We start from the raw sequence: 14,858 nt of genomic DNA, 5'->3' as shown, positions 1-14,858 counted from the left end.
ATAAAGGGGGTGGAAAAGGAAGTTTTTTTAGCAGATGGAAAAAGTGTACATCAGTTCTTCTATAAAAATTAAAAAAAACAATTTCTTTTTAAAAATGGAAAACATATCTTTGCAGCCTTAAAAACAAAGCGGTAAGTCACGCTGTTTTTATTTAAAAGATAACAGTAAAACGTAAATACTCAAGTAATGTCTAAAGTTACAGGTAAAGTTTCTCAAATCATCGGCCCGGTAGTTGATGTTGAATTTCAGTCCGGAGCGGACCTTCCCAGAATTTATGATTCTTTGGAAATACAAAATGCAGATGGTTCACTATTAGTATTGGAGGTTCAATCCCATGTTGGTGAAAGTACCGTAAGGACAATTTCTATGGACTCTACCGATGGTTTAAGTAGAGGTGTTGAGGTAAAAGCAACAGGGAACGCAATACAGATGCCAATAGGTGATGCTGTTTACGGCCGTCTATTTAATGTAATTGGAGATGCTATCGATGGTCTTGGCAATTTGCCAAAAGCTGGTAAAGACGGTCTTCCAATCCACAGGGATGCCCCTAAATTTGAGGATTTATCTACTTCTACGGAAGTATTATTTACTGGAATTAAAGTTATCGATTTGATCGAGCCTTATGCAAAAGGTGGTAAGATTGGTTTATTTGGTGGTGCGGGTGTTGGTAAAACGGTACTTATCCAGGAATTGATCAACAACATTGCAAAAGGACATGGTGGACTTTCTGTTTTCGCAGGAGTAGGGGAACGTACCCGTGAAGGGAACGACTTGCTTCGTGAGATGTTGGAGTCCGGTATTATAAAATATGGGGATGATTTCTTGCATTCTATGGAAGAAGGCGGATGGGATTTATCCAAAGTAGATAAAAAAGTAATGAAGGATTCCAAAGCGACATTCGTTTTTGGACAAATGAACGAACCTCCTGGAGCTCGTGCCCGTGTAGCCTTGTCTGGATTGACTATAGCGGAATATTTCCGTGATGGTGCAGGTGAAGGTCAGGGAAAAGACGTTTTATTCTTCGTAGATAATATATTCCGTTTTACGCAAGCAGGTTCCGAGGTATCGGCCCTTTTGGGGCGTATGCCTTCAGCGGTAGGTTACCAACCAACCTTGGCTACAGAGATGGGTGCCATGCAAGAGCGTATTACATCAACCAAAAGGGGTTCCATTACTTCAGTTCAGGCGGTGTACGTACCTGCGGATGATTTAACGGATCCAGCTCCTGCAACCACGTTTGCCCACTTGGATGCTACTACAGTATTGTCCCGTAAAATTGCGGAATTGGGTATTTATCCAGCGGTGGATCCTTTGGATTCAACTTCAAGGATTTTGACCGCCGATATTTTAGGTAAAGATCATTACGCCTGTGCCCAAAGAGTAAAAGAGTTATTGCAACGTTATAAAGAACTTCAGGATATTATTGCCATATTGGGGATGGAGGAATTATCTGAAGAGGATAAATTGGCCGTAGGTAGGGCAAGACGTGTTCAACGTTTCCTTTCCCAGCCATTCCACGTGGCAGAGCAATTTACAGGTATCCCAGGAGTCTTGGTAGACATTAAGGAAACTATTAAAGGATTTAATATGATTATGGATGGTGAGTTGGATCATCTTCCAGAATCTGCTTTTAACCTTAAAGGTACCATAGAAGAAGCTATTGAAGCTGGAGAGAAAATGCTTGCTGAAGCGTAAATGAGTAGGCAGTAATCGGTTAACAATTGACAAAATGCAGTTGAATACTGATTGCTAAATACTGAATATCGATAAAAATATGTATCTAGAAATTGTATCACCAGAGGCTACTTTGTTCGCCGGAGAAGTTACAGCAGTAACAGTTCCTGGAATTGATGGTGAATTTCAAATGTTGAACAACCACGCCCCTATCGTTTCTCTTTTACAAGAGGGAAAGGTAAGGATAAAGGGTAATGTAGTACTGGATGAGGCTCACGGGAACAAATTTTCCAAAGCTTCCAATGGCGATACTATCCTGGAAATTAGCAGTGGCACTATTGAAATGAAGAACAATAAAGTAATTGTATTGGCAGATTAACAAAGTTTAATGTCAATAATAAATTAAGCAAAAGCTGTACGTTTCGTATGGCTTTTGTCGTTTTAAGGCCAATGGACAAGACCAAAATCATAATTTCTGAGGGAGTGAGACCTTTATGGCAGACTATGACAGCTTCTGTTTTCTACACCTTGGCCATTATCTTGCTCGCCATGTTCTTTTTTGGGTATGAAATTGTTCCTTTAAACGGAAAGGACAACAGCTGGAATTTTGGTGTATTTTATATCGCTACCGCCTGTGTGGCACAGGGAATTATATTTTCAAATATAAAGAGTATTTTCTTCGATCTCGAAAATCAGAAATATAAGGAAGAATATCGCGTAGGACCTATAGGTTTAGGTAGATGGAAAACATTGCCCAAAATAGAATATGTATCTGTTTTTAGACAATTAAAGCAAAACAAGTCTTATACCTATGAGGTAAATTTGTGGGTCAAAGGGAATAGAAGCTTTACTATTTATGAAGGGCTGGATCTGGGAGCCACATTTGCTATGGGGAAAACTACGGCCAAGACTTTAAATGTTGATTTATTGGATGCTACGGTACCCAATAATTTTAAATGGGTAAATCGATAGGATTGTAGAAAGGACATGTACACAGCACGGCATTGAATATTTTGGGACAAATAGGATGGCCTCAGTTTGTTTTTTTTCCATGGTGTACTGAAATATCCTCTTCACTAAGTCGCAGAAACCTTGCGGCATTGTTATATAGAATGTCCCTTTTTTGTTGCGCATCCAGAAAATCGGCAGTGTTGATGGCTTCTAGTCCAACTTCTATAGTTTCGGGCCAATTCATTTGATCCGACCCAAACATAACCCGTTTTCCAAATCCTGCATCAAAAATACGTCTTAGATATTCGTGAAAGGCTTTCCTAGGAACGGCGTAACATATAACACCCACATCAACATATAACTGTGGATGTGTCCAAAGTACGGCAAGCAGATCGTCGATCATAGGATATCCCGCATGCATTAAATATATCCTAAGTTTAGGGTGTCGCATCAAAAGTTCTTCCACAACCATGGGACTGTGCAATTTAGCCCTGTAATTCTCAATTCCCAGCAGATAGGCCGCACCAGGGGGTCCTGTACCAATATGAATTCCTACTGGAATATCCAATTCTTCGGCTATTTGGGCATAGGGTTCAAATCGTTGATCACTGGGGGAAACACCATTGTACTGGATGGCCACTTCCCCAAAAACCTTGTATTTTCCAGATGACAGGAGTTCAAGTACCTTTTCCGGAGTTTTATCGGCCATAAAAAAATTGAAATGTAAGCCAGGAATTATGCGGTCACCGCCAATGGCCTTATAATCATCGATCAGGGCTCCGCTGGTTATTCCATAAATATTGTGTTTTTCTAAAATGTCCAAGGTATTATCCATAACCTCTTTATCAGTAATAGGACCCCACACCGCATTTTCGCAGTCGGGATTTTTTAGATATTCATTGAAGCCCTCTGCCCAGGATTTTGCAGGGTCATGAACTGGCATTTCTTCCGGAGGCGCACAGATGGCAGTAGGTGGTGGTCCGTTAAGAGCAGCAGGGAGGGCATGCAAGTGCATATCTATTATAGGGGGTTTGTTCTGGGCAAAGCCTGTAATGGCCAAAAGTACCAAAGGCAAAAGAGTCGTAATCCTCATTTCCAATTGCTTTAGAATTCAACACAATAATGGGGCATAATGGTAATTTATGCCGGCCGGGAAGAGAGTGTAAGATATACGAACCTAATAGCCAATAAGATACAACTTTTTTTCGATTTTGTTTGCCGATATCCCGTTTTCAAGGACAACTAATTTTTAAGCTGGATCGTTCGTTGCGACTTTGAACTTTGAACGGCAGCCTCCAAGATTTCCATGGTAATCATATTGTTTTCCAAAGTATAGGGATCGTACCTATCCAAGGTAGTTTCGCCTCTAATCACGGAAGCGAACAGGGCGAAGGGTTCGTCAAAAGGGGCATCCCTTTCCCCAAGTTTAAAAATTTCTTCATCATAGCCACTATATCCTTCCGAAATCCGGAGGCGTAGGTCATGATTATTGTCGGCATATATAGCTCCTTTTTCCCCATAGATTTCCATGTCCTTCCGGCCAATGGGCCAATTCCACGACGGTTCCAAAATGGCCATGGCACTGTCATAGGTTAGTATTATGGTGGCATCATCGTCTACTTTGGGGTTGTTTTCGGGCTGTAACTGTTGGGTCACTGCGGTAACAGAATTGGGTCTTTTGCCTTGTTGTATCCAGGTCATTAGGTTGGCGCCATAACAGCCAAAGTCCATGATGGCACCACCCCCATTTAGCTTGGGGTCGGTTAGGAAATTCAAAAATTCGGGGCTTACGCCAATTTTTTTAGGCCCTTTGTGTCCGTCCCTTACAATTACCTTTCTAAGAGCACCTATTGTACCTTTATGGAGCAGTTGGTAGGCCTTTACATTGGTGGGGTACCAGGAGGTTTCATAATTGGTGAGCAGATGGATCTTATGTTTTTTGGCCAGGGCCTCCATCTTCTTGGCGTGTTCCAAGCTAACGGCCAGGGGTTTTTCCACCATTACATGGATGCCTTTGGGAGCGCAGGTCTCTACAATGGTAAGGTGGTCGTATATGTTACCGAAGCCGGCCACGGCATCAGGCTTAACGGCAGCAATCATCTCTTCCATGGTATTAAAGACTATTTCCATGGGAAAGCCGTGCTTCTCAGACAAGCACTGCGCCAGATTTCGATCGGTCTCTACGATACCCACCATAATGATATCCTCATTGGCTTCCCTGTTTAAAATCCAGCCAACATGCCCGTGGGTAAGGCCAACCACCCCTAATTTTATTGGTTCTTTCTGGGCCAAAGCGCTTGTAAGCGTCAATAAAATGAAACAAAGGGATAGTGTAGTGTATTTTTTCATGCTTATAAGTTACCTAGGGACCAGAGTAAATAGGTTTACCATGGTCTTTGAAAGATACTACATTTTTAAACGCAAAATATTAACTAACCGGAGTTAACTGACCTATAATTACCTCTACTACGGCCCCTTCGGTAGCCTTTCTGTGTGCTGCAATATGTGCACTGTTGTTATGTTTCTGCCAATGATCATAACTGCTCCAATTTTCATAGAAGAAAAAACGATCAGGGTTTTCATTGTCCTGGTGCAGATCATAGTTTAGGCAGCCTTCCTCCTTGAGGGTAGGAGGTATAAGTTTTAATAAGGCTTGCTTTACAAATTCGCGTTTTTCGGTTTTAGCCAAAATACTGGCAGTGATGGTCAATTGCTTGTTGCTCATTTTTAATTTAAATTTTATTCATTAAATATATGGAACTTACGGGCGATGGGGAAAGCCATTCTATAATCTTTGCCATTTATCGTTAGAATTATGGACAAGACCATTAAGCCATTACTTTCCATATTTCGTTGAGAAATAATATTTTTGCAAATAATCTAGCCTAAAATGCCCCTTTTGCATTATTTTTTGTAGCATTTAACTTCTGACCTGGCATTTCTCCCCTAACATTGTGAAACTCCGTTTTTATCAACCCAGCTTTTTTAAGATACCAATCCTTGGTTAGGTTTTCGGGGATATTATCGCTAGTTTCCTCCATCCATTCGCTTAATATCTTTCTCATACTTTTTAGGGTTTCCGCATATTCAGGTAGTGATGCCACATTGAGCAATTGAAGGGGATCCCGACTGTAATCGTAAAGTTCTTCATGAGGCCTGGGTACCATAAACACATCGGCCTGTATGGCAGAAAGTTTTCCTTGGTCCTTTAAAATTTCCAAATCCTTAAAAGACGGACTGCCCACGGCATCCAATGGTCCGTTTTGTGGTTGCATGGGTCTCGAATTTAATATATACATATAATTCTTGTTCCTGACCATACGCTCGTGAGCTTCATAATCGTGCCAATTGTGCTCGGCAAACAGATAGTTGCGGAAAGGGAGGTCTGGTTCGGTTAGAAGTCGGTCGAAACTATGGCCCTGAAAATGGACGGGGCTATCAATGCCCGCCAAAGTTAATATTGTGGGGGCGATATCCACGGCACTTATCAGGCTTTTGCTAGTGACATCTTTATTTTTTATTCCGTTGGGCCAATGCATAACAAAGGGAGTTTTCATACCACGGTCATTGACCCTGGTCTTACTGTGGGGAAATGGCCGCCCGTTATCGGACATAATAATTATTAGTGTATTGTCCAGTTCTTTTTGTGTTTTTAGTTCATTGACCACCTCTCCAATATAAAAATCGAATCTTTTAATTTCGTCATAGTATTTGGCCAAATCGGCTTTGGTTTCGTCACCATTGGACAAGTAGAATGGGGGTTCCAATTGGTTTGGTTGGTGTGTTCCCGAAAATTTATTGGGTCCCCATTCCCTGTGGGCATCATAGGATGCGAACCACATAAAAAAGGGCTTGTTTTTTGGTCTTTCCTTTAGGGAGCTTACCCAGCTTTCTTCACCTCCATCCCCATTCTCATTGTGATGTTCATACATCGTATCAAATCCACGTCTGGCATAAGGGCCCATATGGAACTTCCCGGCCAGGACGGAATAATAATTATTGTTCCTTAATAATTCGGGAAAGGATACCATGTCCAATGGTGGGGTGGTGTGTAATTCGGCAGCTCCGGTATTATGGGGATATCTCCCCGTAATTATGGAATTTCTGCTGGGGCTGCACGAGCTTGCCGTTAAATAGAAATTATCAAACTTTAATCCGTCTTTTGCAAGTTTATCAATATTGGGAGTATTGACCTGTGCATTCCCGTAGCATCCTAAATCGTCCCAGCTAACATCATCCGCTATAAAAACTATGATGTTCAGTTTTTCTTTTTGTGCATAGGCTGTACTGCTTGTGGATAGAAATAAGAGAAAAGGGATAAAAAGATGTTTCATAATTTTTAGGTTAACATAAACATATTATTGGTAGGTATTCCATAGCTATTTTAAGAAGGAGACTTAAAAATATATAAAAACTAATAAGGATGGATAATCCTTTTTTGCCTAAGGGTGCCCTATTTAGATTATACGTTATTGTTGGGCAATTGAATTGGATTTTTTAAGTGTTCCCATTAAGCGTGTGCCAAGGTTATCTATGTTCATATTTTTTTTGTGAAAGGCCGATAGATTGGAGAGAATAACTACCCCTGTTTTGTTTGTCATATCAATTACGATGAAAGATCTATATCCTCCAGTACCTCCACTATGGGTGATCCATTCCTCGGCTGTATTATTTTTAATGGCCCAGCCTAAACCCATTTCCGCTTTATTGGCCTGTAGGGTAAAGGTAGGTTTTCTGGTCAAAGCCAATATTTGGTCAGTATCATTGAATTGCGCTCGCGCAAATTTTGACAGGTCGGCTACCGATGATAAAATTCCACCAGCCCCCGCCAAAACATTTAAATCCCAGTTTGGGGTTTCTTTGCCATCGACATCTAGTCCCTTGACCAATTTGTTCATAATACGGCTTTTGTCGGATGTAGTACTGACCAAATCGTACTTCGTACATATTTTGGTCTGGAGTAGATTTTCATAGGAAGTGCTATCTATTTCACTTAAAATATACCCTAGCAAACCTACTCCTAAGTTGGAATATTCGGATTTCTCTCCTGGATTTTGGTTCAGTTGAAGATCTTGGGTCAAATACTCTTTCAAGCTACTCTTGTCATAGTCTTTATATGGGTTCTGTAGGTCTACGGAATCCAATATCAGATTGGACGGCAGTCTTGGAAGTCCGGAAGTATGATTGGACAACTGTTTAAAGGTAATTTTCACATCGCCTTGTAACGGCCAGGCCAAATAATCGTTGATATTATCATCCAGGCCTAGTTGATTATTCACTACCATATCTGCCAATAGGGTAGCCGTAAATACTTTGGAGATAGAGCCAATTTCAAAAACACTATCATAGTTGTCAAAAGTGATAATGGTATCATTTTTACGTTTTATTCCATAAAATTTAGTAGTTCCATTGTGCATAATGGCGATGGCCAACTGGGTGTTATTGGGGAAGTCTTTGGTTTCCGCAAAAATATTTTGGGATTGGATTTCCGTGATGTTTGGAGTGTAATCTTTTTGACCGTTTACGGCAACTTTTTCCTTGTTGCATCCGCTAATAATCAATAGCAATACTATGGGAAGATATTTTTTCATGGGTATTATTATCGATTATATGTATTTTAATCGGAGACCAATGTTCTTAAGTGTCAGGCACTATTATATTTTTTTAAAGTGGTGAAATAGACCCAGAGGATAAAAAATATTTGTAGTGGTACTCGGAACCACAAATATTCAATTCCGTTACCATTCAGTTCCCCGGTCTGATAATTGATATTTTCAACAGCCGCTTTAATATTGGCCGGTAGTATGAGGATAAAAAATAGCATTAGCAACCAGGCCGTAAGGATCTTCAATCTTGGAATGAGCAATCCAATGGCAAATAGAATTTCCAAGACCCCCGTAACATAAACCATTTCCTTTTTTAGGGGCATAAATTCTGGCATCATGGCGGTCATGCCTTCGGTAAACATAAAATGTCCCAAAGAGGTAAACAGCAACATAGCGGCCATGGCGATTTGTCCGGCCAATTGCCATTTTATTTGCTTCAGCCTAAAATATAAAACCAATAAGGCTATTAAAAACGAGGCAAGGAGGACTATTAGAGGTTTCATTTTAATTGGATGGTGTTGGAGGTAAAGTTTAGGTCCATTGACTATGTATCAGATTGCCCAATGGCTAAATTAAACATGTTGGTCTATTAGAATCTGATTTCCATCGGGATCGGTCAGCATTATGCTTGCCGGTCCTGTTGATTCTTCTTTTGCCTCTTGCTCCAACTTTAGTTTTTTACTTTTTAGGTGGGCCTGAATTTTTCTAACATCATCAAAAGAGGATAGAGCGGTGGCATTCTCGTCCCAGCCCGGATTAAAGGTAAGGATGCTCTTGGGGAACATGCCTTGGAACAGACCCACCAAGGCATTTCCGTTTTTCATGATCAGGTAGTTCATTTTTAGGTCCCCGGCAAATACGGTAAACCCCAGTTTTTCATAAAATTCTTTGGACACGCTTAAATCCTTTACGGCCAGACTAATTGAAAATGCTCCTAGTTTCATTATGCAACAGTTTATTTAGGATGTGTTTGGGGGAATTGTCAGGTATACGCCAGATCTTACTAAGGTAAGGAATTACTGTAAACCTGCAAAGATATCACTGGGTGCTTTGATTATATGGGATTGGGCTGGCGACAAAGTGAAATCAATAATTATAAAGTTAATTTCTTAGCAGTATACAATAATATTTAACATATATTTATGGTATCTTAACAAAAGATTAATATATTTGTTAAGCAAGCGTTTTTTTTACGGTTATTAAATGTTGAAATAAAATTGAAGTTGGAATGGCGTGACTTTAATTTTATTATTCGATTTGGAATAATGGAAATCCCCAAAAGTTTTATGGATTAATGCCTTGGTTGTCAAGGACGAAAAGACAGTTTAATTGAGGGTTCTTCTTGTGCCAAATTTGAAATTGCCTATATTGATAATTTTATTAAAACCGCTTTTAACTATCTAACTAACTAACTTAATTTTTAAATTATGGAGAAAAAAACCTGGTTTTCTGTCCAAACAGAAATCAATCAGAGAAGGAAGCTCAAAAGAATGCTTTCGGTTTTGATGTTTGCCATGGCATTATCTAGTGTGCAAGCAGAATCAATCCCTACGAGCGAACCAATTAATTCGGTTCAGGTGCAACAAACCATTTCCGGAGTTGTGTCTGATGGCAATTTGCCATTGCCGGGGGCCAGTGTTGTGGTAAAAGGCACAACCAATGGTACCCAAACCGATTTTGACGGTAACTATACCTTATCAGGGGTTGCCAATAACGCGGTATTGATATTTAGCTACATTGGTTATAAAACCCAGGAAGTAGCAGTTAATGGTCGATCCACCGTAAGTATTACCTTGGAAGAAGATGCCAGTCAGTTGGAAGAAGTGGTAGTTGTTGGCTATGGTACCCAGAAAAAGGCAACTTTAACTGGTTCTGTAGCTACGGTAGGTGGGGAAGCACTTGAAAAATCTTCGTCCCCCAACTTGGGAACAGCACTTGCCGGTAAAGTTGCCGGTCTTTACATTGATACGGGCAATGCCGCTCCCGGAGCGGAGAATACCGGTATAAGGGTGCGTGGTACAAATACCTTTAATAACTCTTCCGCCTTGGTGGTTATTGACGGTATCCCGGATAGGGCAGGAGGTATTACAAGGATCAATCCTGCTGATATTGAAAGTATATCGGTACTTAAGGATGCTTCTGCGGCCATTTATGGAGCAAGGGCGGCGAATGGGGTTATCTTGGTAACTACTAAACGCGGTAAAGTGGGAGCACCCGAGGTAAAGATTACCAGCAATTATGGTTTACAAAATTTTACCACAACCCCTGATATGTTGAATGGGGCGGAATATATGGATTTGGTGAACGTACTTAATGTATATAAATTACCCGTAGGCGAATGGAATGCTGCCCATGCCGGCAGAGGGGCTCCTTATACTAGATCGGACAACGGTGAAGTAGTGAATCCTACCTTTACCAATGATCGGATCCAACAGACGATCGCAGGAAATGACCCATGGTTGTATCCAGATACCGATTGGATGAAGGAAGTAACCACAAGGGGAGCACCTATACAGCGCCAGAATTTACAGGTTTCCGGAGGTACGGAGCACGTTAGATATCTTGCTTCCTTGGGCCACCTAAGACAGGATGTGAACTTTAAAAATGCCCCAAAAGGGTATACACAGTACGATCTTAGGTTGAATCTAGATGCAAAGATCAATGATCATTTAAGTATGAATGTAGGTCTTTATTCAAGACAGGAAGAGAATTATACAGCTACCAATTCACCGGGGAATGTTTTTAACGATTTGGTAAGGCAATATCCTTGGTTCCCAGCTTTCTGGCCAACAGGTGAATATGGCCCTGATATCGAAAATGGGAACAACCCTGCAATACGGGTTACGGATGGTCCTGGTTATACAGACAATAGTACCAATTACGTACAGAGTAATTTTGGGATTACTTTTGAAGTTCCTGGGGTGGAAGGTCTACAGCTCATGAGTACTATTTCTTACGATAAAATGAATTATGATTACAAGAATTGGAATCGTCCATGGACGCTTTATACCTGGGATGGTGTAAATAGGAATTCTTCAGGTTTAACAGCGGCCCAGCGTGGTCCAGGTGATCCAAGTTTGAATCAACAGCATACCACTTTAACAGATTTTACGGCTTCTTTGAATGCTTCCTATGAAAAGGATTTTGGAGATCATTACTTTAAATTGCTTGGTGGGGTTACCCGTGAGGAATCCGAACAAAGTTTCTTTGGAGCCTTCAGAAGGTTTTTCCTTTCCAGTGATCTAGCGCAATTGGACCTAGGGGGTAATGAGGGGCAAAATAGCTTTGGAAATGGTTATGAAACCGCTCGTTTAAACTATTATGGACGTCTTAACTACACCTACAAGGATAAGTATTTAATTGAGGGCTTATTTAGATATGACGGGTCTTACTTGTTTCCTAAAAATAATAGGTTTGGATTTTTTCCTGGAGTATCTGCAGGTTGGGTTGTTTCCGAAGAATCCTTCTTTCAAAAGGCATTGCCGTTCATTAATTTCTTTAAGTTGAGAGGTTCTTGGGGGCAGCTGGGTAATGATAATGTGGAACCTTTTCAGTATATTGCAACATACGAATTGTCGGCTACAGGTTTAGGTCCTGTTTATAGTACGGCATATGAGAGCAAAGTGGCAAATCCCGATATTTCTTGGGAAACCGCCACCTCAAGAAACGCTGGTTTCGATTTGAGAACGTGGAACAACAAATTAACACTTGGTCTGGATGTTTACAAAAATTCCAGAACGGATATTTTGACCACCCCATTAAAAACATTGCCGGAATATAGTGGTATTGCAGCACCGGCGATAAACATAGGGGAATTCGAAAACACGGGGTACGAGATAACTATGGGTCTTAACGGGGCCAATGATTCTGGTTTCAGTTATAACCTAACGTTTAACTTTAGTGATTCCGACAACAAATTGGTATTCTTTGATGAGCCCGATTTGGCCGACAGGCCTTGGCAACGTGAAACTGGCGGGGAGATAGGAAGACCACTTCTGTATAAGTTCGATGGGGTTTTTCGTACACAAGCTGAAATTGATGCCGAATCTTTGGATTACAGTGGGGTAACTCCTCTGTTAAAACCTGGTGATGCTAGAGTTCAGGATATTAGTGGTGATGGAAAAATTGGACCAGAGGATAAGACCCGAGTTGGTGGTAGTGCATTTGCGGATACCCAATTTGGATGGAATACTGCCATTAATTATAAGAACTTTGACTTCAATATGTATTGGACAGGTTCAGCTGGCGGTTATAATACCTATGAGTGGAGCTTTATGTCTGGAACCCTCGCCAACGTTCAACGGGATGTCCGTGATCGTGCCTGGTCCCTGGATAATCTAGATGCCTATGGCCCTAGATTGGCGGATCGTGGGGATCAATGGTATTCTGGACAAACGGATGCCTATCTCATAACCAGGGATTTTTTCCGGTTAAAAACCTTGGAATTTGGCTATAGTGTGGATGAAGATCTAATAAATCAATTTGGAATCAAAAGTTTGCGTATTTCGGTATCGGGTACTAACTTGATTACAATTACCGACTTTCCATTTGATCCAGAGGTGACTCAAAACGGTGTAAGTGTGGGGAATACTAGAGATGCCACTGGGGGAGCTGTTAATAATGGTGGTGCATACCCCATGTTGAGAACTATAATGACCGGATTGCAATTAACGTTTTAAAAAAATACTGAAATGAAGAAGAATATTTTAAAAATTACAGCCTTATTGGCCTTCGGATTTCTTTTTGTGGGATGTAACGAGGATTTCCTGGAAACCACCCCACTTAGTGAAGTGGCTGAGGCAAATGTTTGGTCGGATCAAAAACTTGCCGAGGCGGCCGTTTTGGATCTTTACCAAGGGACATGGGCAGGTACCCTTACCCGTGAGGAGACTACAGATGCCTTCACGGATCAGGCCGTTTTTACGCACCCAGGTAGGGGAGTGGATGGCTATACGGAAGGTAAGATGAACCCCGCAGGCAACTTTATGGACATGCAATGGTTTAGTTGGCCAGAATTATATCCATTTATTAGAAGTGCCAATATTGCCATTGAAAAACTAACCCTCAACGAGGCTGAGATGGAAGCTAGTTTAGTGAATCGTTTGCTGGGAGAAGCTTATTTTATGAGAGGCTACTACTACGCCCAATTAATGAGACAATTCGGTGGTGTGGTACTTACATTGACACCCTTAACATTGGATAGTGAAGCTAGCAATCCTAGGGCCACTTTTGCGGAAACGGTTAGTCAAATTTTATCGGATCTGGACCAATCAATAGATTTATTGGAGGATGCACCAAGAGATCCTGCAAGGGCAGATAAGATTACAGCCTTGGCAATGAAATCTAGGGTGTTGACCCACGTAGCCAGTGATTTGTACGAGCCCTCCAAAAATTCTGGGGTTTCTACCATAGCTTCCTATAGTCATCCTGAATTGATAGGATGGACCAGTGGTTCACAAATGCAACGTTGGGAAGCTGCCAAGGTGGCCTCCAAGGCCTTGCTGGATGCTACTACTGGATATAAATTGGATTATACTGCTCCAGCTTCACATGAAGAGGCTATTCAAAATTATGAGGATATATGGCTTCAAGGAGATCAGAACCAGGATTTTATTTGGGGAAGATTGGTAGAGGAATTCGGATTTGGTTCCAGGACCTATCCCGGAGGTAACGAATGGTCCCAGGGACCCGGAATGGTGGCATTGTACCATGGGCCCAACGGCTATCACGAATGGGCAGGAACTACCCCTACCGAAGCTTTGGTTTCCAAATATGATCTTGCGGACGGTACTAAGTTCAACTGGGACAACCCTGCACATGCTGCAGCTCCCTATGACAATCGTGAGGCCCGTTTCTATTCCACCTTCCTTTATGATGGAGGTCCATGGAAGCCTAGAACGGATGATGTAGTTAAATTTGATAAATTCAATGAACTACAGACCGGTTATTATACCTTGTCCGATGGTACCATTATTAATGGTGTGGATACGCGTCAAGGTCCTGTTGAAGATTGGAATGGTTCCAGAACTGGTTATTATTTCAGGAAATTTGTGGATCCAAATCAACCGGCTTCTTGGCCCAACGATCTTCAGAAAGTAGATGCTCCATATATAAGATATACCGAGGTATTATTAAACTATGTGGAGGCCAATATCAATATTGGAGAAGAAGGGGAAGCAATAACTTGGTTGAACAAACTCCGATTTAGAAATGGTATGCCAGCGGTTACAGAATCCGGTGCAGCATTATTGGAACTCTACAAAAGGGAACGCGATAAAGAATTGGTAAATGAGGATGCAAGGCTATTTGACATGAAACGATGGTTGGAAGGTCCGCAATCCTTGAATAAACAGGTACAGCAAATATTGATTCAGGCAACACAAAAGCCGGGTACTACTGTAACGGATTATAGAAAGGATACTTCCCTCTTTAATTATGTCTATAGGCCCACAAACATTGTTTTTGAAAATAGAATTTGGCAGGATCATGTTTATTTTATGCCTATTAAACAGGAAGAGATCGATAAGGATCCTTCAATAATCCAGAATCCGGGTTATTAGTAACAATAAATATTAATTAACAATTATATTGAATAACCCTTAGCACTTATGTGCGGGGTTATTCTTA

General features: G+C 41.1%; 12 protein-coding genes. 5 read left to right on the top strand and 7 right to left on the bottom strand.

The annotated features are described in order from the left end of the window. The first annotated feature begins 186 nt into the window (after positions 1–186). The 3 genes from atpD to LV92_RS04645 all read left to right on the top strand — a co-directional run bounded on the left by atpD (position 187) and on the right by LV92_RS04645 (position 2,646). Complete coding sequence (gene atpD / locus LV92_RS04655) at positions 187–1,695, top strand: F0F1 ATP synthase subunit beta (protein WP_111622494.1); 1,509 nt, start codon at positions 187–189, stop codon at positions 1,693–1,695. Positions 1,696–1,774: 79 nt separating this feature from the next. Then, positions 1,775–2,053: a FoF1 ATP synthase subunit delta/epsilon gene (locus LV92_RS04650; protein WP_111622493.1), complete on the top strand. Its 279-nt coding sequence runs from the start codon at positions 1,775–1,777 to the stop codon at positions 2,051–2,053. 47 nt (positions 2,054–2,100) lie between these two features. Beyond that, a complete protein-coding gene (locus LV92_RS04645) occupies positions 2,101–2,646 on the top strand; it encodes a hypothetical protein (protein WP_146613511.1) in 546 nt (181 codons plus the stop codon). A 61-nt stretch (positions 2,647–2,707) separates the two neighbouring features. Here LV92_RS04645 and LV92_RS04640 read toward each other — a convergent pair whose 3' ends face one another. The 7 genes from LV92_RS04640 to LV92_RS04610 all read right to left on the bottom strand — a co-directional run bounded on the left by LV92_RS04640 (position 2,708) and on the right by LV92_RS04610 (position 9,175). Next, the gene (locus LV92_RS04640) at positions 2,708–3,718 is read right to left on the bottom strand and encodes an amidohydrolase family protein (protein ID WP_111622491.1); all 1,011 of its coding nucleotides are present in this window, start codon (positions 3,716–3,718) and stop codon (positions 2,708–2,710) included. A 149-nt stretch (positions 3,719–3,867) separates the two neighbouring features. Then, a complete protein-coding gene (locus LV92_RS04635; RefSeq protein WP_111622490.1) occupies positions 3,868–4,974 on the bottom strand; it encodes a Gfo/Idh/MocA family protein in 1,107 nt (368 codons plus the stop codon). 79 nt (positions 4,975–5,053) lie between these two features. Next, positions 5,054–5,350 (bottom strand): putative quinol monooxygenase, encoded by a 297-nt coding sequence (locus LV92_RS04630; RefSeq protein WP_111622489.1) that lies wholly within the window; start codon positions 5,348–5,350, stop codon positions 5,054–5,056. 160 nt (positions 5,351–5,510) lie between these two features. Further along, positions 5,511–6,959: a sulfatase family protein gene (locus LV92_RS04625; RefSeq protein WP_111622488.1), complete on the bottom strand. Its 1,449-nt coding sequence runs from the start codon at positions 6,957–6,959 to the stop codon at positions 5,511–5,513. Between the two features lie 135 nt (positions 6,960–7,094). Further along, positions 7,095–8,216, bottom strand: a complete 1,122-nt coding sequence (locus tag LV92_RS04620) for a serine hydrolase domain-containing protein (protein ID WP_111622487.1) — start codon at positions 8,214–8,216, stop codon at positions 7,095–7,097. Between the two features lie 53 nt (positions 8,217–8,269). Further along, a complete protein-coding gene (locus tag LV92_RS04615) occupies positions 8,270–8,734 on the bottom strand; it encodes a DoxX family protein (protein ID WP_111622486.1) in 465 nt (154 codons plus the stop codon). 69 nt (positions 8,735–8,803) lie between these two features. Further along, positions 8,804–9,175 (bottom strand): VOC family protein, encoded by a 372-nt coding sequence (locus tag LV92_RS04610; protein WP_111622485.1) that lies wholly within the window; start codon positions 9,173–9,175, stop codon positions 8,804–8,806. Positions 9,176–9,658: 483 nt separating this feature from the next. On the opposite strand from LV92_RS04610, the gene LV92_RS04605 reads away from it, so the two are divergent. Together LV92_RS04605 and LV92_RS04600 are read left to right on the top strand one after the other, a co-directional pair. After that, complete coding sequence (locus tag LV92_RS04605) at positions 9,659–12,910, top strand: SusC/RagA family TonB-linked outer membrane protein (RefSeq protein ID WP_245946262.1); 3,252 nt, start codon at positions 9,659–9,661, stop codon at positions 12,908–12,910. Between the two features lie 12 nt (positions 12,911–12,922). Further along, positions 12,923–14,791 carry a RagB/SusD family nutrient uptake outer membrane protein gene (locus tag LV92_RS04600; RefSeq protein ID WP_111622484.1) on the top strand — a complete coding sequence of 623 codons (1,869 nt, stop codon included), beginning with the start codon at positions 12,923–12,925 and terminating at the stop codon, positions 14,789–14,791. Positions 14,792–14,858: the final 67 nt, after the last annotated feature.

The organism is Arenibacter echinorum, assembly GCF_003259375.1.
Taxonomy (GTDB): Bacteria; Bacteroidota; Bacteroidia; order Flavobacteriales; family Flavobacteriaceae; genus Arenibacter; species Arenibacter echinorum.
The sequence above is the reverse complement of the archived record's forward strand: the minus strand, read 5'-3'. Positions and strand labels throughout refer to the sequence as shown.

What these genes read in the sequence shown, in the direction of transcription:
- atpD (WP_111622494.1), top strand. Translation starts at nt 187, where the DNA reads ATGTCTAAAGTTACAGGTAAAGTTTCTCAAATCATCGGCCCGGTAGTT.
- LV92_RS04650 (WP_111622493.1), top strand. Translation starts at nt 1,775, where the DNA reads ATGTATCTAGAAATTGTATCACCAGAGGCTACTTTGTTCGCCGGAGAA.
- LV92_RS04645 (WP_146613511.1), top strand. Translation starts at nt 2,101, where the DNA reads ATGGCTTTTGTCGTTTTAAGGCCAATGGACAAGACCAAAATCATAATT.
- LV92_RS04640 (WP_111622491.1), bottom strand. Translation starts at nt 3,718, where the DNA reads ATGAGGATTACGACTCTTTTGCCTTTGGTACTTTTGGCCATTACAGGC.
- LV92_RS04635 (WP_111622490.1), bottom strand. Translation starts at nt 4,974, where the DNA reads ATGAAAAAATACACTACACTATCCCTTTGTTTCATTTTATTGACGCTT.
- LV92_RS04630 (WP_111622489.1), bottom strand. Translation starts at nt 5,350, where the DNA reads ATGAGCAACAAGCAATTGACCATCACTGCCAGTATTTTGGCTAAAACC.
- LV92_RS04625 (WP_111622488.1), bottom strand. Translation starts at nt 6,959, where the DNA reads ATGAAACATCTTTTTATCCCTTTTCTCTTATTTCTATCCACAAGCAGT.
- LV92_RS04620 (WP_111622487.1), bottom strand. Translation starts at nt 8,216, where the DNA reads ATGAAAAAATATCTTCCCATAGTATTGCTATTGATTATTAGCGGATGC.
- LV92_RS04615 (WP_111622486.1), bottom strand. Translation starts at nt 8,734, where the DNA reads ATGAAACCTCTAATAGTCCTCCTTGCCTCGTTTTTAATAGCCTTATTG.
- LV92_RS04610 (WP_111622485.1), bottom strand. Translation starts at nt 9,175, where the DNA reads ATGAAACTAGGAGCATTTTCAATTAGTCTGGCCGTAAAGGATTTAAGC.
- LV92_RS04605 (WP_245946262.1), top strand. Translation starts at nt 9,659, where the DNA reads ATGGAGAAAAAAACCTGGTTTTCTGTCCAAACAGAAATCAATCAGAGA.
- LV92_RS04600 (WP_111622484.1), top strand. Translation starts at nt 12,923, where the DNA reads ATGAAGAAGAATATTTTAAAAATTACAGCCTTATTGGCCTTCGGATTT.